General features: G+C 55.4%; 14 protein-coding genes and 2 pseudogenes. 10 read left to right on the top strand and 6 right to left on the bottom strand.

What is annotated here, in order from left to right; translation table 11 throughout:
• Positions 1-40: 40 nt before the first annotated feature.
• Both DKG75_RS22670 and wbaP read left to right on the top strand, forming a co-directional pair.
• The gene (locus DKG75_RS22670; RefSeq protein WP_133636943.1) at positions 41-562 is read left to right on the top strand and encodes a hypothetical protein; all 522 of its coding nucleotides are present in this window, start codon (positions 41-43) and stop codon (positions 560-562) included.
• Positions 563-1,572: 1,010 nt separating this feature from the next.
• On the top strand, positions 1,573-2,877 hold the full coding sequence (gene wbaP / locus DKG75_RS05955; protein WP_342352181.1) for an undecaprenyl-phosphate galactose phosphotransferase WbaP: 1,305 nt from the start codon (positions 1,573-1,575) through the stop codon (positions 2,875-2,877).
• A 99-nt stretch (positions 2,878-2,976) separates the two neighbouring features.
• Here wbaP and istA read toward each other — a convergent pair whose 3' ends face one another.
• Positions 2,977-3,672, bottom strand: coding sequence for an IS21 family transposase (istA, locus tag DKG75_RS05950; protein ID WP_208112067.1), 696 nt, complete (start codon positions 3,670-3,672; stop codon positions 2,977-2,979).
• Positions 3,673-3,841: 169 nt separating this feature from the next.
• On the opposite strand from istA, the pseudogene DKG75_RS23435 reads away from it, so the two are divergent.
• The 8 genes and pseudogenes from DKG75_RS23435 to DKG75_RS05915 form a co-directional block, all read left to right on the top strand.
• A pseudogene (locus DKG75_RS23435) lies at positions 3,842-4,290 on the top strand (IS66 family transposase); the annotation flags it as partial.
• A 15-nt stretch (positions 4,291-4,305) separates the two neighbouring features.
• A pseudogene (locus DKG75_RS22935) lies at positions 4,306-4,482 on the top strand (transposase); the annotation flags it as partial.
• 219 nt (positions 4,483-4,701) lie between these two features.
• Positions 4,702-5,628 carry a DUF707 domain-containing protein gene (locus DKG75_RS05940; protein ID WP_109920192.1) on the top strand — a complete coding sequence of 309 codons (927 nt, stop codon included), beginning with the start codon at positions 4,702-4,704 and terminating at the stop codon, positions 5,626-5,628.
• A gap of 120 nt (positions 5,629-5,748) precedes the next feature.
• Positions 5,749-6,819: a polysaccharide pyruvyl transferase family protein gene (locus DKG75_RS05935; protein WP_109920191.1), complete on the top strand. Its 1,071-nt coding sequence runs from the start codon at positions 5,749-5,751 to the stop codon at positions 6,817-6,819.
• Between the two features lie 80 nt (positions 6,820-6,899).
• Positions 6,900-7,931: an acyltransferase family protein gene (locus DKG75_RS05930; RefSeq protein WP_109920190.1), complete on the top strand. Its 1,032-nt coding sequence runs from the start codon at positions 6,900-6,902 to the stop codon at positions 7,929-7,931.
• 6 nt (positions 7,932-7,937) lie between these two features.
• Complete coding sequence (locus DKG75_RS05925; RefSeq protein ID WP_109920189.1) at positions 7,938-9,422, top strand: O-antigen ligase family protein; 1,485 nt, start codon at positions 7,938-7,940, stop codon at positions 9,420-9,422.
• Entirely contained in the window at positions 9,419-10,465 is a 1,047-nt protein-coding gene (locus tag DKG75_RS05920) for a glycosyltransferase family 4 protein (protein WP_109920188.1), read from the top strand. The genes DKG75_RS05925 and DKG75_RS05920 overlap by 4 nt, the downstream gene beginning before the upstream one ends.
• The gene (locus tag DKG75_RS05915; RefSeq protein WP_166646483.1) at positions 10,462-11,604 is read left to right on the top strand and encodes a glycosyltransferase family 4 protein; all 1,143 of its coding nucleotides are present in this window, start codon (positions 10,462-10,464) and stop codon (positions 11,602-11,604) included. The genes DKG75_RS05920 and DKG75_RS05915 overlap by 4 nt, the downstream gene beginning before the upstream one ends.
• Here the strand turns inward: DKG75_RS05915 and DKG75_RS05910 are convergent.
• From DKG75_RS05910 to DKG75_RS05885, 5 genes are all read right to left on the bottom strand, one after another.
• A complete protein-coding gene (locus tag DKG75_RS05910; RefSeq protein WP_109920186.1) occupies positions 11,594-12,463 on the bottom strand; it encodes a glycosyltransferase family 2 protein in 870 nt (289 codons plus the stop codon). The genes DKG75_RS05915 and DKG75_RS05910 overlap by 11 nt on opposite strands.
• A gap of 340 nt (positions 12,464-12,803) precedes the next feature.
• Positions 12,804-14,540: a thiamine pyrophosphate-binding protein gene (locus DKG75_RS05905; protein WP_109920185.1), complete on the bottom strand. Its 1,737-nt coding sequence runs from the start codon at positions 14,538-14,540 to the stop codon at positions 12,804-12,806.
• Complete coding sequence (locus DKG75_RS05900; protein ID WP_109920184.1) at positions 14,537-15,622, bottom strand: NAD-dependent epimerase/dehydratase family protein; 1,086 nt, start codon at positions 15,620-15,622, stop codon at positions 14,537-14,539. The genes DKG75_RS05905 and DKG75_RS05900 overlap by 4 nt, the downstream gene beginning before the upstream one ends.
• Positions 15,619-17,163 carry a lipopolysaccharide biosynthesis protein gene (locus DKG75_RS05895; protein WP_133636947.1) on the bottom strand — a complete coding sequence of 515 codons (1,545 nt, stop codon included), beginning with the start codon at positions 17,161-17,163 and terminating at the stop codon, positions 15,619-15,621. The genes DKG75_RS05900 and DKG75_RS05895 overlap by 4 nt, the downstream gene beginning before the upstream one ends.
• 698 nt (positions 17,164-17,861) lie before the next feature.
• On the bottom strand, positions 17,862-18,593 hold the full coding sequence (locus DKG75_RS05885; protein WP_133636949.1) for a hypothetical protein: 732 nt from the start codon (positions 18,591-18,593) through the stop codon (positions 17,862-17,864).
• Positions 18,594-18,601 lie beyond the last annotated feature (8 nt).

Here is an 18,601-nt window from a genome sequence, read left to right as displayed (position 1 = left end):
GTCATGTCCCGCAACAGACCTGGAACGGGTGGAGTGGTGTATGCCGTTTTCTGCTCGACCGCCGGCGAGTGTGGTTTTCCTCGTTTCCCTACTCGTTTTCGGCCAGACCCTGACGGCACATGCTGCCCGAGGCGAAGGCGCCATCGGATCTGCTGTCACCCTGCCACCGTGCCCCTATCAGGTCACTTTTCCCGAAATCCCATCGGTGAAGCATCGTCAGGACGGGCAGGCCTCAATCGCGACATTGGATGCCGACGATCGGTCCCTCTCTGTTCTATGTCAGCGAGTTCGCTTGGCGACGACTGCACAGGATCAGGAAGCGCTGCTGCGGATTTTGCTGGAAGGATTTGCCCTCGGCCTGAAGGAAGCCAACATCACCAGCGAGCCTGAACAAGCATCGGCTGCGCGATCGCGACTGCGTGGCTGGCGGGAGCGGGCGGGGGCCAGGGAGAGTATAGACCTTACCGCTATCAGGGGCGAGGACTGGTTACTGCTCGTTGAGGATCGGTCAACCTCAGCCCGAGCAGATGATAGCGCCATGACGATTAAGCGGCTGAAATGACTCAAGCCGATTGACGGTGGAAATCTACCCCCGCACCGCCGTGGCAGTTTGATTGTGGGTCATGGCGGTGATTAGGAGAGCCGAGAGCTGAAACATCGCGATAGCGACGCCAGCTCGTACAGTCATTGACAGTGCCGATGCGCCACAAGCGATTTCGGCGAGCGGGAGCATTCCCCCGATCACCAGCGTCAGCGCGACCCATGCCTTGCACGACAGAAACCGGCCCGCGGCGAGGCCCGCGAGGCTGGCTGTAACGGCGACAATCGTAAGCATCCCTGCCTCCATGCTCGGAATGAGGCCATGATAGCGAATGACGCTTAAAGCTTTCATAATGGGTGCATTTAGCGGCGTGAGGCGCCTCGCGCTCCATCTGTGCCTATATCGACCCATCACCCGAAGAATAAAGAAGGCGCCTCACTATCGCTCAGCCAGTAAATGGAGGCAATTCCGGAGATATGATAAAATCATAATAAAATATTCTGAGAAAACCATCTTTTATTACATTCGAGATCGAGGCGTATATACACAGCATCAACAAGTGGATTAAAAACTCCCCATATGGACTGGCAGCAATTTATAATTGCAAATCCTGAATGGGCAGCACCCGATTTTGTACTGAGGACATGAACCCGCCTGCGTTACATTCGCGTGACCGGCCCATGCTGGCAGTCCGATCTATTGCCGTGGTTTAGTCGCGGCGCAGCACCTCAATGGAAATCATCATAATGGTGGAGTTTGCCCGTTAGGGGCGAATTCAGCGTGCTACCTTTCGTCCCGTCGCTTAGGGGAGTGAGGGTATATGTCGCTAACGACCGAGCGCCTGACGGCGAGCAGTGATGGAGACGCTGTTTTTACCGGGGAACTGATCCGGAAGTTTCGCAAGCCCGCCTATTTCGCCCGGATCTCTCGCTTATCGATTCTGCTTTCCGGCCTTTTGGCCGTAGCCGTCAGTGCTGCTGCTGTTCGCCATCCCGCCTTGATCTTGGCGATGGATCTGGGGATTGGCGGCGGTGGGGCAGCCCCCCCCCCCCCCACTCGCTGTTGACCATTTCGTTGTGCTCGCCATTGCCGGTGTTCTGTATCTGGCGAAGATCGATGCTCGATGCCGGCGCCCCCTTCTCGAGGGCATGAGGGTTTCATTCCAGTTTTTCTGCTTTGGTGCGCTGACGGACATAGCGCTTCTAGCCAATGCTGGTTCCCCTCGGCTGTTTTTTTTGCCGCCATTATCATGGGGCGCCTTTTTTCTCCTGTTCTGGTCAGTTCGCTACGGCCTCATGCTGCTCTTGGATGGCTTGGGCCTGTTCCGCTCCCCTACCGTGGTTATTGGCGTGGGACAAAACGCAATCGATATCGCGTCCGCGCTCCAGGGCGATGTGGCGAGCGGGGCTGACATCGCGTTCGTAGTCGATGCGGGCCCCGCCGAGCGATCGCACTCACGGCAGAGCGATGGCTGCATCCCCACCATCCCCTTCACTTCGCAGATCGTTGATCGGCTGTGCGGCAGCGACCGGTATCACATCGTCATTGCCCTGCCGCCTGAGAGGCTTGAAACCGATAGCGAGGTTGCCCGCCTGCTCTCGGCAAAGCTGACGGCGGTTGACATCGTTGCGCAGTTCAAGGGGATACCCATACAGGGTATGGCGATGAGCCATCATCACTCGAGCCAGATGGTTGTACTGCACACCCAAGACAATTTCGCGCGGCCCCTCCCCCGTTTCTGCAAGCGGCTTTTGGATATAATGGGGTCACTGGCTTTGATCGCCGCCCTAAGCCCGGTTCTTCTCGCGATTGGCTTGGTGGTCAGGCGTGACGGCGGCCCCATGCTATATGGCCATTGGCGCATCGGACAGAATGGCGAACGTTTCAGGTGCCTCAAGTTCCGTTCGATGGTCACGAATTCGGCCCAGGTTCTGGAGACGTTGCTGGCAAGCGACCCGGCCGCCCGAGAAGAATGGAATCGTGACTATAAGTTGAAAAACGACCCCCGCATCACCCCAATCGGGAATTTTCTCCGGCGCTCGAGTCTCGACGAACTGCCTCAATTGTTTAATGTCTTGCGCGGAGAGATGAGCTTGGTTGGGCCACGCCCCGTTGTTGAAGCTGAGCTTGATCGCTATGGTCTCAGCAAAAGTTTCTACTTGGCACTGAAACCGGGCATTACTGGTCTTTGGCAAGTCAGCGGACGCAACGATGTCGATTATGGCCGCCGTGTGGAACTTGATCGCATTTATGTTCAGAACTGGACCCTCTGGTACGATGTCGTCATTCTACTGAAAACGGTAAGGGTTGTTCTTCGCAGACAGGGCGCCTATTGAGCATCATGAAAATCATAGGCTGTGACTGAAATGCCGTAAGGACCCGGGATGAGGGACGACGCTCGGACGCCTCTAAAAACCAAAGCCGCCTTGCCGGTTTCATGATTCCATAGGCTTGTGTTCACGACGGGGTGCGTCATGGTGGATTTCGAGGTCTTCCGGCCCCGGCTGGTGGCGGTGCTGAAGCGGTCCGATGGCGCGAAGGGCGGCATCGCCCTCGTCGGTGACCGCCGTCTTCATGCGGTCGTAAAGGATCTCGCGCGGCACGCCGCCAATGGCTTCGAAGGCGGCGGAATGGCAGCGCAGAACTGTCGGCAGATCCTGGTGCAGGACGAAGCGCGCCCAGATCAGGCGGCTGTAGCCGAGCACCATGGAAAACAGCCAAACGATCCGCGGGGTCATCGGCTCATCGGCAAAGACCACCCGGAATTGGGCGAAATCGACCTGCGCCTGTTCGCCGGGAGCCGTCTCGAAGCGCACCTCGTAGCCCGGCTGCGGTGCGGGCCGGATATCGCGGAGGAAGCCGGTCACGGCGGTGTAGCCACCGGCGTAGCCACGATCCTTCAACTCCCGGAACAGCCGCCGGCCGGACAGGCCGGGATAGGCTGCCACGCGCTCGCGCAGGTAGGCGGCAAAGGGGTCGATCACCGTGCGGTGCGGCTGCCGTGGTCCATAGGCGGGTGCCTCCATGCCGCGGTCGATGTACTTGCGCTCCGTCTTGCGATCAGTGCCGGTCTGTCGGGCGATCACCGACACCGACAGGCCTTGTCGATGCAAATCCAGGATCATCACCATCTCTCTCCGAGCTTGATCACCGAAGCGCCCTCCCGACCATCGGGAGGAGCATCGGCAACATCGCGCCGCCGGTCTTCCGGGGCGCGCCCCGGAAGACCGGCGAGGCACCTCAAACTGGGGAAGATTCAAACGGCACTTCTGGGGAGAATTGCTCCGGCATCAACACTCCCAGGCCGGGATCCGGGGCCTTGCCCCCGACCAACGCCTGGCCGCCAGGGGCGAAAGATCGGCACCGCTCGTGGCCGAGTTCGAGGCTTGACTCGCCCATCACCATGCCCGCTGTTCGACGAAATCACCGCTCGGCGAGGCCCTGGGCTATCTCGCCCGCTATTGGTACGGGCTCTGCCTGTTCCTGGCCGACGGCCGCATCGAAGTCGACAGCAACACGGTTGAGCGCACGATCCGTCCGATCGCCCTCAATCGCAAGAATGCACTCTTCGCCGGACATGACGCCGGTGCCGAGAACTGGGCCGTCATCGCTTCCCTGGTCGAGACCTGCAAGCTGATACCGTTGATCCGTTTGCCTATCTGGCCGCCACGCTCGCCGCCATCGTCAACGGCCATAAGCAAAGCCGCATCGACGAACTCATGCCCTGGAACTTCAAAGGCAAGGTGTGACGCGGACACCGCTTACGATCGAAGGTGCGTTCTGCCGTGGAAGGTGTCTTCGCCCATCAGAAACATGCCTTCGGCCTCGTGGTCCGGACCATCGGCATCGCCAGGACCACCACGAAGATTGCCCTGGCCATCCTCGCCTACAACATCAGGCGCTACATCTGGCTGGTGGAGCATCGGCGGCCGGTGGCCTGAATAAGAGCACAGGGGCGGATCAGCCCCAAAAGCCGAGAACCATCAGACCTTCTTCGCAGCCGTCAACCGCAAAGGGATTGTTCGAGGCGTCCGTGTGACCTTTGATCTGTCGCTTTCCGTTACAGTGGGATCCAGGATAGAAGCCTCAGTGAGGGCGCTTAACGGGCTTGACTTCACAAATACAAATTCTGTCTTCTTTATCTCGAAGAGGAATGCCCCATGAGTGGAGATACCATGGAGAATACCGGAGCGATTTCAGAGATTGTCGAGCGCGGACTTATCGTCTCCAGAATAGGAAAGCGTAGTCTTCATCGAGAATGGACCGTGCCCTTGGCCTTAGGGATGCGAGGGTATGATATTTTCTTGAGCGCCTATGATCCGGACGTGTCGCCGGAGTCTGGCCCAGGACTTTTTTTTGAGCATCGTCCTGGCCCCAAGGTGGCCGGCTATGCAGGGTTCCTGCGTGATCATGCTGAATTGATTGATCACTATGACTATATTTGCCTTATGGATGAGGATGTCCTTGCAAATACAGAGACGATCGATGGCTTTTTTTCCGTCGCTCGTGAATGGAAATTGAAAATTTCACAACCAGCATTAGGCTGGAGTAGTTATTCCTCATATGCTGGACTTCTTCAGCAACCAAAATTTCTGCTGCGTCATGTTAATTTTATTGAAATGATGTGCCCTATTTTTCATCGTGAAGCCTTGCGGCAAATTTTCCCACTTTACGAAAGCGGTCTCGAAAGCGGTATTGATCTCGTATGGTGCAATCTTGTTTTCGAAACACCCGATGATTTTGCGGTCATTGACGCTTGGCCTGTCACGCACACAGAGCCTGTTGGCGCACGGATGTCAGAGAACGGTTTTGTTGGGGGACGCGACTACCATTCGGATATTGAAGTAGCGTTACATCGAGCAAGAATACCACGTTTGCGTTTGGTGCCTTATGATGCCGTTCGGCCAGATGGCAGTCGCGTAAGCGGGCGACTGCGGCTCTTTTGGGCAGCACTCCAGCTCCTGAGGGCGCTCCGACGGCAAAAGCGCAAGCGTACCCTGATCAAGCTCGCCATGGATCACTGGCTGCATGTTCTTCTAATTTCACCACGCAATCAGCGTGCGACTTGGCCAGCCATCATGTTATGACGTGGGTGGAGCCACAGTTGGAAATCCTAGGGCCAACCTTCATGCCCCCCGTTGCGGTAGTCCCCTGATGCAGCCCAACCAAATTAGAGTTTCCTTAAAATATCTTTTCGGGGAGAAGAAATGAAGATCGGGATACTTACCTTCCATTGCGCGCACAACCATGGCGCAGTGTTGCAAGCGTATGCGCTTCAAAATTTCTTGAGTGAAAACGGATATCAAGTCGAGATAATCGATTATCGACCTGACTACTTGATTTATCCATATGAACCTTTCGCCGCTTACAAGAATTTGCGCAGCCTGATAGGCGGGGTTATCCTCTTCCCCCAAAGATTTATAAAACACAAAAGATTCGAAAAATTTATTAATAACAATCTAGTTCTATCATCGATAAAATATTTTAATGGTGCATTCAAAAAAGAATATGATTTCTTTGTGTTGGGTAGTGATCAAATATGGAATTCGACGATCACAAATGGAGATCCAGTTTTCTTTGGAAATTTTGATCGAAGAGAAGAATCAAAGATTATAGCCTATGCTGCAAGTATGGAGGTCGATAGAGAGGACGATTCCGTCGAACTCTCTACGCATCAAACCGAACTGCAGAAATTTTCATCCATCGGTGTTCGAGAGGATATTTTGCAGGACAAGATACAGAAATTAGCGTACTGCGAAGTAAGAACAGTACTTGACCCAACATTATTAGTCGATTCATCTGTCTTTAACAATATTATTTCACGAACGCAAGATGAAAAATATATTCTTGTTTATCAAGTAAAAAAAGACACATGGGCAAGAAAATTATCCACATTTATTTCCAAAAAAATAAATATTCCCAAAATAATATTCTCTGCATCTAGTATCGAAAAGGCCGATTTATTCAATAAATACGCCGCCATCTCCCCTCAGAAATTTCTTGGTCTTTTCAGCGGTACCGATTACGTCGTAACCACATCATTCCATGGGGTTGCATTTTCTATAATTTTCAGAAAACAGTTCGTTTGCATAGTAAATAAAGAAAGAGGAAATTACAGAATTTCAAGCTTGTTAAAGAAGCTGGGATTAATAGACCGCATGATCTACGCTGGCAGCCTCCCTCCTAAAAATGTGATAGATTATGATGTGGTTTACAAAATTCTGGAGCAGGAAAGGCTGGTTTCTTCAAATTTCTTGCTGAATTCGTTGAAATTCTAAGTCAAAGAGAGTCCAGCCTCACCGAGCACGCTTGCGCTCCATACCTCCCGCGTAATACTGGCGCTTTGAGGTGCCTTGTCATGATAGAGCGAAATCCTGGTCTAGATACCTCGCGCGGCATTGCGATGCTTCTAGTGGTCATTGGACACAACCCAATTCTTGCTGACATGTCACCTACTTTAATTAATTTTATATTTTTATTCCATGTTGCGGCATTTTTTTTTATCAGCGGTTTCCTTATTAAGCCAGATGGCGTAGATTTTAATAAATTATTCTTTAGAATTATTGCTCCTTTTCTTCTATTCGGCGCGGCTCTCTCGCTTGTAAAAGCCCTGGTACGTAAAGAGGATGCGCTGCTTGCGTTTATCGGGGTGCTCTGGGGTACGGGGGCAACGTCGTCATCGTCTCAACTCTGGTTCCTGCCCGCTCTTTTCCTCACGCTCCTGTCAGCTCAATGGATTGTTGGGAGATGGCAGCGAAATCTAGGCTTGATGGCCAAATGTATTGATCTGGCCATAATCTTGCTGCTGGCGTATGGCGCGTTGCAATTGCCTGATCCGCCAGTCGAGATGCTGCGCCGACCGGGGGTCGCAGGATCGCTTGGCTGGATCTGGAACATTGACCTTGTTCCGGTAGCCCTACTCTTTTGCCTCGTAGGGCACTTGGTTGCCAGCAATCGTCTATTGGCGCATGTCCCGATGTGGGCGCTTCTTGTCATTTCCATTCTCGCAACTGTCAGTGTATTCATTTTGGGGGCGCGCACGGACCTCAACATGCGCGTGATGTCCCCCTACCTGCTTGCAATGATCGGCGGAGTTGCTGGAGCCATTATGGTCCTGATGCTGGGACAGTTGGTAGCGTCCACGGAGATACTCGCCTCTTTTCTAACGCGTGTCGGCCGCCACACCATGAGCATCCTCCTGTTCCATATTCTCTTTCAAAATGCAGCCCTAAATATTCTTGGCCGTCTGGCCCCACACCCTTCATCCAGCGTAGCGCTGACCGGAGCTACAGTGGGAGTCGCTGCCGGATTGTTGTGTCCCATGGTGGGAGCCATGATTCTCGATCACTATATGCCTATTCTCCGTCGAATCCTGCAGCAGAAGGGGTAGGGCTTCATGGAACCAACGCTGGTTGGCGTGCTGGTAATCGCCCTTGGCTTCTTTGCCATATTCGGTGACGCTTACAGAACCGTCACAATAGCCATGCTGCTGACACTTCTCGGCAGCAGCGCTGCAGTCAACCTGCCAGCCCTTGGTGGCGCATCGGTACTGGCAGCACCGCTCTTTACCGGCTTTGTCGTACTGAGACTATTGCTCCAACGGCATCGAAGATTCGGCCTTCTATCTGCACTTGCGCCCTCGTCTCCAGGGTTCTGGCTGCTGTTGGCCATCGCTTATGGCATCTTCGCCGCGTTCATCATCGCGCCACTGTTTTATGGGGATATTTGGGTATATCCAATTTCGCGCGATAGCCAATCCGCCTCCCTGTTCTCCATTCAGCAGCTAGAATTCAGCTCAGGCAACATTACTCAGACAGTATACGCAGTCGGACAAGTTTTGCTTTTTGCCGGGGTATCTACGACTGTTGCGAATGCTTCCCTCAGAAGCCGTGGTAAGATTCTTGATACTTTAGTGCTATTGGGTTTCTTTCATGTCCTCACGTCATTGCTCGATTTGGCCACCTTCCACACAGGAACGAGCTTTCTTCTGGACTGGCTGAGATCTGCCAACTACATAACCTGGCAGGCTAGCACAGTCGCAGGATTGAAACGAATCAGCGGACTGTTTCCAGAAGCTTCCATGTATTCAATCTATTCGATGGCCATCAGCGGTATTTTAATGAGCCTTTATCTTCATGGCTACAGACTGCGAATAACAAGACCGCTATTCATTTCGACTATTTGTCTTTTGTTGATTTCAACATCAAGTACCGCGTACATCTCGATAGTGGTGGCATTATTTCTTGTTATATTCGCAGGAATTTACAAATTTTTAGCCCGGCAAGAGACAACTTTCCTGAGGCTGGTCTTCGGGATCATGCTTACATTGTCATTCACCTACCTCACCATTGACGCTTTCGCGCCAAAAGTGCTGGATCAAGTAGCCATGGTAATTGACGAGATGCTGCTATCGAAAATGGATTCGGATTCGGGTGCGAGCCGCAGCCGCCTGAATAGCAGTGCATTTTCCAATTTTCTAGATACCATGGGGCTAGGAATAGGTATCGGGAGTGTCCGAACATCGAGCTTTGTTTTCACATTGCTCTCGAACTTGGGCCTCCTTGGCACACTCGCATATGCCCTGTTCATTCGCGGTATTGTCGTAGCCCCCCAAGGTCAAACGGAAGCCAATGTAATTCTGATGAGAGCCTGTCGTTTCGGAATGCTGGGTATGCTTATCGGGGCGTCCGTCTCACTGCATGTGTTCGAACTGGGGTCCTTATTCTATATTCTGGCTGCGCTCTCGCTTCCCCAACAATCGGAGCGCGGATTGAATCGCACAGCCGGCAATTGGACTCCGGCGGAGCGTCGGCGTCATATGGCTCAGGCAAGAGATTTACGCGCCCTCGCGCATCGCCAGCCTGTCGAGGGGAAGAGATGACAAAAAATACGCATTCTTCCACATCCATTCTCGTCAATGCCCGCGTCCTCGGCGTTCCATCAAACGGACAAAAGCGGGTCGCGCAGGAAATCATCAATCGACTATCCGACATAGAGCTTGCGCGCCCGATATCAGCTTCGGGTGCACGTGGCCATCTCTGGGAACAAGTTACCTTGCCGTTGCGCGCAAAGGGCAGGAGGCTGTGGAGCCCTTCGACGTCGGGGCCGATCTGTCATCCGAACCATATCGTTACCGTGCACGATATTGCTTTCGTAGATGGCCCCCAATGGTTCTCGAGCAGCTTTGCAAGGCTCTATGATTTCATTGTCGCACGGCATGTCAGCCGCGCCTCACATATCGTTGTCGTTTCAAACTTTACCCGCGGACGTCTGATCGAGCACTATGGCGCTCGTCCCGATAGGGTCACGACAATTTCTTCAGGTGTTACAAAGCAATTTCACCGGCGAACGAATGAGGCCGTTCACGAAGCTCAAATGCGGCTGGGCATTCCAGCTTGTGCTTATCTTGTGGCTTTTCTTGGCTCAGATCCTCGGAAAAACACCGGAAGCATAATAAGGGCTTGGCAAGCGGTCTCAAATTTACAACCGGAAGCAAAACTGGTTACTTTCGGACAAGCGTCGAACCTCCGCGTCTTTTCAAATGTTCGAATACGGACTGAAGATCCCACAATCATCAACGTTGGGCCTATTTCGGACGACGATCTCGCTTGCCTCTATTCTGGTGCGGCAGGTTTTGTCTTTCCCTCCCTCTATGAGGGGTTTGGGTTGCCAGTTATCGAGGCAACCGCCTGCGGCTGTAGGGTAATAACATCCAACGTTACATCCCTGCCAGAGGTCAGCCCGCCCGACGCACTGCTGATAGATCCTTCCAACAATGGCGAACTGGCCGATGCCATGGTACAGGTATTGGGCGTCGAGGATACCCCCCTCGCGCGGCAGTCGCGGATTGCGTTCAGCGCCAGATTTGATTGGGACTTGGCCGCCACTCGCTATCAGCAGGTCTTCAGGGAGTATTTCTCGTGAACGAGACTGGTAGCATTGCTGTAGATCTCTTGATCGAGAGCACGGGCGGCGGATCAGCGCGACATGTCCTGGACTTGTTCGACCAACTTCTACAGCGAGGCCACAGCCCCAGATTGATATATTCCATGCTGCGGAGTGATAGTCTATTCCAGGAAAGGCTTTCACGAATTGATCCCGCGCGAGCCATTAGACTGGACATGTCGCGTTCCCCGCACCTTACGGATCTACTCGTCGCGACGCGATTGAGAAAAATTTCCAGTCAGAACGGAAGGCGGTCCCAGAGACTACTGCACGCTCACTCAACCAAGGCTGGCTTCATCGCAAGCATGGTGCACCAGTCCTACGCCGCGACCATTTTCACACCGCATGCCTATCGCGGCATGGATCCAACGCTGAGTCCGATGAAGCGTTGCGCACTTGCGACCGCAGAGCACATCATCAGCCGCTCTCACAACAATGTCATCGCGGTCTCACCGGACGAAGAGAAATATGCCCTCCGGATTGGCGTTCGTCGGGGCCGCCTTGCCTGTATCCCGAACGGCGTTGATCCGTCCCTGATCTTACAAAAAGCGGAGGCCGGCCGGGTAGCGCGATGCAAACCAGGCATTGTTCTTGGCTTCGTTGGGCGCCTCGCCTACCAGAAAAACCCTCTCACTTTCCTGGAGTGCGTCAAGTTGGTTCACCGCCAGCAACCTCACACCAGGGGAGTACTATTCGGCGACGGACCGATGGATGGGCAAGTGAGATCCTTCATCGCCACAAACGGGCTTGGAGAAATCATCGATTGCCCAGGCCAAATTGATTTCGTCAGTCGTCTCCATGACATCGACATCATGGTTCATACGAGCCGATACGAGTCCTTACCTTACGTTTTTCTTGAAGCGTGCGCAGTCGGCATGCCGATAGTCAGTGTTCGCAATGCAGGCTCCGAGACAATTTTTCCAGAGTCTCGTCGACTCATCGGCGCCCCTTCTGATGCTAAAGCGATTGCTGCCGACATCCTCAGGATGATGGAATCAGAGGACGCTATGAAAGCGGCCCGAAAAGAATCCCTGGATGCGGTCAAGCGCTTCTCGATCACCGTGATGGTAGATGCAATCGAAAAGATTTACCGGGCCAACTTGGGTGCTACCTTCTGAGCATTTCTTCTGGATACCGGCGAAAATACCCCTCCATCATACCTCTGCACCATATCAGTCGCCGGCGTGCTTCGTTCACTTGACCGTTGACGGCAGCCTTTGCCGCTGCCACGAGGCTGCGAACGCAACGCCAAGTTATGAATGGGAACGAATAGCCATGCAGGCGGAGCACCCGACCATAACCCGCCGCGTAAAGATGGGCTCGCCGGAGAGTGGCCGCCGTTACGTTTTGGTCGACCTGATCGTGATGTACAACGAGATTTGACTCAAAACGGCAGCTGTAGCCGGCAGCAATCAGTCTAAGCAGAAAATCCGTTTCCTCTCCGGATCCGAAAGGCGTGCCGGATCCGATCCCCAATGTTTCGTTGAAACCGCCAATGCTTCGGGCAGCCTCAATGCGAAAGAAAATACCGTTGGAATTACCAGCTTTCCAGACAGTTTTTTTTGTTATGTCCATTGATTCTCTATGAAAACTTCCATTTGAAAGTTCGCCTCGATCATCTCGAGTGACACCCGATATAGCCGCAAGATGCGGGTTGCCCCTGAACCTGTCCGCGATCTCGGCAATCAACCCCGCAGGCAACCAAGCATCGTCATCTGGCATGCCAATGATTTCCCCGTGCGCCGATGCAAGCCCGACATTGCGTGCCCGGGAGAGCCCCCGCGGAGAACGGACAACGGTGACGCGAAGCCAATTCGGCAAAGACTGAAGAAAAGGATTAATTCGCCCCGGCGTGCTTTGATCGACAATAACAATATCGAAATCACGCGAAGTTTGACGCGATAGAGAATGGGCCAACCGAGGCAATTTTTCGGTTTCGCCAATCGTGCATAGCACCAGAGAAATCGTTGGGGCCATTGTCGAACCCTATATTAATCTGTCCTAAAGAGCCTGGATTCCAGAAATTTTTATCAAAACCTCTGCCTTGAAGCAAATCAACTTTCTCTGAGACTGCTGTCGTAATCCCCGAGCAAGGCTTTATCAGCCACAGCCGTGCTCGACCGGTTTGTCCACAACGCCCATTACTTGCTCCGATCAACGGGCACTTACCTCGCCGGGGAGTTGCGGTAGCCGATACCCAACCAACAGCGTGGTAAAGGGCCCCCCCAATCATTATCCACACGCAAATCTCGTAGGCCCCCATTCCGTAAAGTGACCGTGCAGCCCCCTTGACTGCACCCAATAGTGAGGGCCCAACTCACCTGCCGAGAATGCGCTTTGCTGTCCGGATCCCGCCGGGGCCGAGGATGCCCTTGACGATCTGACGGGCCATCATCTTCCGGCTTGGGTCGAGATTTCTGATCATCTTCAATGCGTTGCTTTCGTCGGAGGCATCCACGAAAGCCTCCACCAGGATAGGGCGGCCCTGCATTCCGGGCGCAAGCAGTCTCATGGCCGCCGCCTCGCCTTCCTGTTTGCCCGAGATGGAGACATACTCCATCCCCAGCGCTTCCGCATAGCCCTTGACCAGTTGACGGGATTTTTGGCCGAAATGGCCGTCCGCCGCGATGAATCTGTTCGCTTCGTCGCCGAACGCCGAGCCGGGATGATTGTGCTGCGTGAATTCTGTCCCTTTGCCGTTGTTGACAAGCAGGATGCGGACATTGGGGCCAAGATGCCGGCTACCCAGCGAATTCATGTCGTAGAAGAAGGCCAGATCGCCGGTTACCAGGAAGAACAGCCGATCGGGATCGGCCAGCGAAGCCCCGACCAGCGAGGACATGCAGCCGTCGATGCCGAACCCGCCCACATTCGAGGCCGTGCGGACGCCTTCCGGAAGATCGAAGAAATTCCACGCCCTCAAACTGTTCAAGATCGCGAAATGGACCACCGCCCCTTCGGGGATACGGTGCGCGAATTGCGAGGCTAGCCAGAGGTTCGAGAAAGGTAGATCCGGCATCTTGGCCCGCTTCTCCGCCAGTGCCGCCTTGCATGTTTCATGGAACGAGGTCGCTCGAGGGGCGCCTTGGGAATACAGGCTGAAGAACCGTTGCTCGGACATCTCGAAGACATGACGTAGCTTGCGGAAGGTATCGCGGATCTCGCCATCGGGGCTGACTCGCCAGACCTCCTTGCCGGCCAGCGAGTGGGTTTCGTAGTCCCCCGAAACCTCACCAATATGGATCATGACATCGGGCCGGATAGGAGACTGGTCAGCCCCCTCCTGCCCACCAATCAGGGCACTGAGAATGCGGTACTTGCCGTGATAGCCGCTGGTGTGGTCACAGAAGACGGCGGCGTCGTTGATTTCGCAGAATCTGTCCAGCGTGTCGGTCGCCTCGGCCGTCCAGGTTTTGTGCGCGCCGATGAACACCCCCACCCGGCCACCGAGCACGGGCAACGAACCATCATCAAGGGTCCAACGGTTGATCAGGCGATAGGCCGGCAACTCCTGTTCGTTGAAAGCCCGACTGTAGGTGGTAGGCAGGTTGATATGCACCGGTCCGCCGCCGCGCCGGGTCAACTCCAGGATCGCGCGATTGACCTTCATCTCGCAGGCCCAGATGTCGTCGGCATCCTTAACGACAGGCAAGTCGACGCTGAGCGTGACCACATCCTTCGGCAATGAACTCCGATCGATGACCTGGGCGATGTGATGACCGGCACGGTCTCGCCCCTGCATCGCAGTCAGGGCGAGGACCGGGAGCTTGCGGTAGAAGGCTTCGGTTAGGCCCGGCATGTAGTTGCGCGATGCCGTAGCCCCCGTGCAACTAAGGACAACCGGGGCATCCAATTCGGCGGCTAAGCCGCAGGCCATGTAGGCCGCAGACCTTTCATCAACGGCCGAGTAGACCCGGAAAAACGGATCGGTTTGAATGCTGCCCACGAAGGCCATATTCGTCGTGCCTGGCGAGGCGATTACATGCCGAATGCCATGCCCTTTCAGCAGGGCAATCACGACCTGAGCCTGCTTCTCGTCAGTGTAATGCGTCATTGTCCCCTCGTCATCCTGGCCATTCCGCGCGGGAAATATCTGTAGTACAGATAGCGCAGCTTCGGCTTGCTGCCGGATATCTCGCGCAGGGCAGCCCGTTCCCCCAGTTCCCGATCTCGCAGGCCTTCTGCCCGCCAGTCAGGCGACAGAAAATTGCCGCTGTCCAGTTGTGCGCGCAGGCGGGCCTTGAGGGTCGGCAAGCAATCGGTGAGGCTGCTCAGATCAAACAGTTGGCCGATCTTTGCCGGATCGAAGCGGCGATCATACATTCGGTCGTATGTAACTTGCGGCACCGAATGACTGGACCGGCAGAAATTTTCCAGGCTCTGAAGAACGATTTTCGGTCGCACACCAAGGTGTAGCTCAATCCCGTCAAGATAAAGGGAGAGCACGTCTCCCCAAGTCATCGCCTTGCTCCCGGTGAGATTGAAATCCTCACCAAGTGCTCCCGGGTTGCCGACAAGCGCCGCGATCATCCGCGCGACATCGCCCCCATCGGTCATCGTTGTCCATTTACTCACCAGCGCGTCACAAAAGACGATGCTCCTGCCGTGCAGTGCCCGGTAGAGCCAGCCCTCCTTCTCCAGCGTGCCCAATTGCAGCCGGCCTTCACCGAAGGTGATGTAGGGCCGGATGATCGTCCAGTTACCTTGGCCGGAGGCGTGCAGAATATCCTCCTGCCGGGCCTTGGTCAGGGCATATTCGTCTGTGGCAAGGAAGGTAGCATCCGAGGAAACGTCGAGAAGCCGGGGCGAACGTTCGTCGAGCGGAACCGAGGAATCCGCGAAGACGCGGGCGGAACTGGTAAAGATATACTGCCCGGTCGCCCCCAGAAGGGCATCTACCCGGCGGTGGAAGCTGGCAGTATCATAGACCATGAAATCTACAATCACATCCCAGTCCTGCTCCAAGAGCCTGCCCAGGAAAGCGTCGTCCTGCGCATTGCCTTGAATGTATCTGACCGGGCCCGCCGGACCGCGCGCGCGGCGCGTTGTCACGCAGATCTCGTGTTCTTGCGAGCCGAGGGTCTCGATCAGTCGGCCACCGATCGCCCCGGTGGCGCCCAGTGCCAGGATCTTCAAGGGCGTCCTCCGAATTTTGCCAGCCTGCGCCGGATAGCGACATGCAGCGTGCGCCGTTCACTCCCCGTCAGGCCAAGGACATAGATGACACACGCCGGCAATATGCAGATCAAGGCCGCCGCCCCAAGAGAGCCCGGGGCCAACACCAGCGCCTCGGCCCCAGGTGCCAGATACATGATGGCCATGACCAGACCGGATGAAACCCCGACCACAAGCAGAACCGGAAGCAGGACCCTTCGCAGGTAGACCGCGGCAGGCAATCCGGTGAGATTGCTAACGATGGCCAACCGGACAGCGAACATTGCCAAGTTGACGGCGATGGCAGCGAGATAGACGGAATAAGCAGGATAGCCGGCGCGGACCAGCAGCCACGAGAGAACCAGGACCAGAAGCTGCAATGATCCGAGCGATATTTCGTAAAGCCGCATTTGCCCGGTCGCCCGCGCCGCGGTCATCAAGGGGAAGCTGATCGCCACGATCACGTTCTCGATCAATGCCAGCCGCGTGAACAACACAGTTTCCACTGGGTAGTCGCCCAGCCAAAGGGCCAGTATCCCCGGCATGATGGCCATCATCGGCAACGTCCCCATCCAAACCAGAAAGAAGGTGATCTTCGAACCGGCGAAGATCAGGAAGAACATCCTTTCGCTCTCGCCCGCGGCATGGGCCTTGATGATCGGCGGATGCAGGGCGGCCGAGAAGTTGGTGGAAAAAGCCAGGGCCTGCGCCGAGACCGAAACCGCCAGCGCCCTTGCTGCCACTGTCGCTGGGTTGAAGGCCTGGTTTATCAGGACGGTCACCGCCTGATTGCGACTTACCGTTGTAATCTGCCCGAAGACCGTCCAGCCCGCGAACCCGAGCATTTCGCGCAAGGTCGCCGTCTCAAGGCGGATCCGGCCCGGCCGGCATTCAGCGTAGCGCCGGCTGCAGAAAATCCAGTATGCGGCCGCAAGCCCGGCAGATATGCCGCAAAGCATAAGGCCGTAGACGATCAGCCCGTCAGCGGCGAGCAACTCGATACACAGCACTGCCCCGAGGCGCAGAATGGCATCGATGACCGAGAAGAGCGCAAAGACATGCATGTCTTCATGGGCCATGACGATCGAGGAATAGAGGCCCGAGAAATTACTGACAATGAACGACAAGATCGTAAGTTGGAAAAGTGCCTGAGCCACAAACGACCTCTCTGGGCCGACTGCCAGGTGATGGGCGACAAACCACGTTCCCAGCGTTTCCAGGCCGAGAGCAATGAGAAGAGTGGCGGCGGCACACAGCAGCAGGCTCGCGTCATGAACCCGTTTCAGGGCCGCGCCGTCTCCCTGGCCGATCGAGAAGGAAAAATATCTCTGGGTGATTGTCCCCAATGCTCCGGGCAGAAACGAGCCTAACATGACCACGCTCACGATGACATTGAACAAGGCGAAGTCGTTAATGCCCAATGCCGCAAGGAGCGCCCGGACTGAATATAAATTGATTGCGACGACAAGAATCTGACGGGTGAAAAGGGCTACTGTATTCTTTGCAAGCCTTCCGGAACTCATACGGCACCACATCCGTCGGCGAACCTGTCGGCACCCCGCCAACGCCCGACACACGACAACACATTTATAACATATAGCGTGTCGAGAGCTAGCATAGATCCATCTACTACCATCGGGGGAGTGAGTGTGGAGAGACGTGGCTGCTATGGGCTGAAGCCATATCGGCTCCCAAGGCAGCGCCTTACGACCGTTATGCTGCGCGTCCCCAAACTCTTCCTAGACCAAGTTCTGTGGCCGGAGTTCCAGGAACTCAACACCGCCCTCATGGAGTATCTCAACGATGTTACGACCCGCGTTATCCGCGACAGCGTCCATCGCGACCTCAGCGAGGCCGATGAAGCACCCCAGGCGCTGCCCGCCAGCTAACGAAACCCCGGTTCCGCGGTCCTCACCGGATGCTTACAGAGCTTCATCAAATCGCCCGCAAATGGACCCGCCGTAAGCCCAAAGCGACCTGACGACCGAAAGCACAGACCACGGCCCTCACCGGAGGGATACAGCCGGTTCTTCGAGGTGTCCGGACGCTTACCCTCATACTATCATCCGCGATCAACACCGCCGCCGAAAGGCGGCCCACCCCGGAGGGGCACAATCGGAATGGGGGGCCGGTGATTGATTGGAATACCTGGCCGGCTTCGTCGGAATCCGCAGGCATAGACTTCCGTAGCGTCGAACAGTCGGGTTTCCGGGGGGGGGCATCAGTTCCTGCGCAGCAGTATCCGCATTTCCCGATTTATATCCTCGGCTGCCCTAGAATCGACCAACATGTCGGCCATGATCACACTCCAACCCGGAGTGGCAAGTTTTGCGACGGCTTGGGCAGCCAGATGGCGGCGTTCACCGGGAAGTCCGTAGGTCCGCCTGGCAATACCACGGACAGAGAGGCGCTCCTCGTCGTCAAGGTCATTCCAGAACGGCATCATGATCGCGAGGCTCGCCCGGATGAGGGCGGGTTCATAGACACCCGTTCGGATGACCATTCGCATATAGGGACGCAGATCGTACCAGGGACGCCCGGATAGCAAGTGCACCCAGGCAATACGCATCCACGAATACGTGTCCGCTGGAGCGCCCGCCAATCGAGTCTTGATGAATCCCTGGGCCCCCTCGGCCATGGCTTCGCGCTTTTCAGAGGAACAGCGCTGTTGGATCACGCAAAATTGAAAGGCGGTAGTAAGGGCAATTGCCGCTTTTTCCTGTGTCCGGGAGTCGAAATTACCCGCATGGGGATAGGTCAGGATGGCTTCGGTCGCGGTCAGGATCCGCTGCCCGGCCCCCTCGTCATTGGCAGCGGCGGCATCCTCGATCACCTTACGCAGGCGCTGAATTTCTCGACCAGTCTCGAACTGCCGAAGATGGTCGAAGCCAGCCGTTGTCAATATGGCAGCCGCTACCGCCATGACGGCGGCAGGAAAGATGCGTCCGATCAAGATGCCTA

This window comes from Zavarzinia compransoris (assembly GCF_003173055.1).
Classification (GTDB): Bacteria; Pseudomonadota; Alphaproteobacteria; order Zavarziniales; family Zavarziniaceae; genus Zavarzinia; species Zavarzinia compransoris.
Note: the sequence above shows the minus strand (reverse complement) of the source record. Positions and strands in the feature narration are given on the sequence as shown.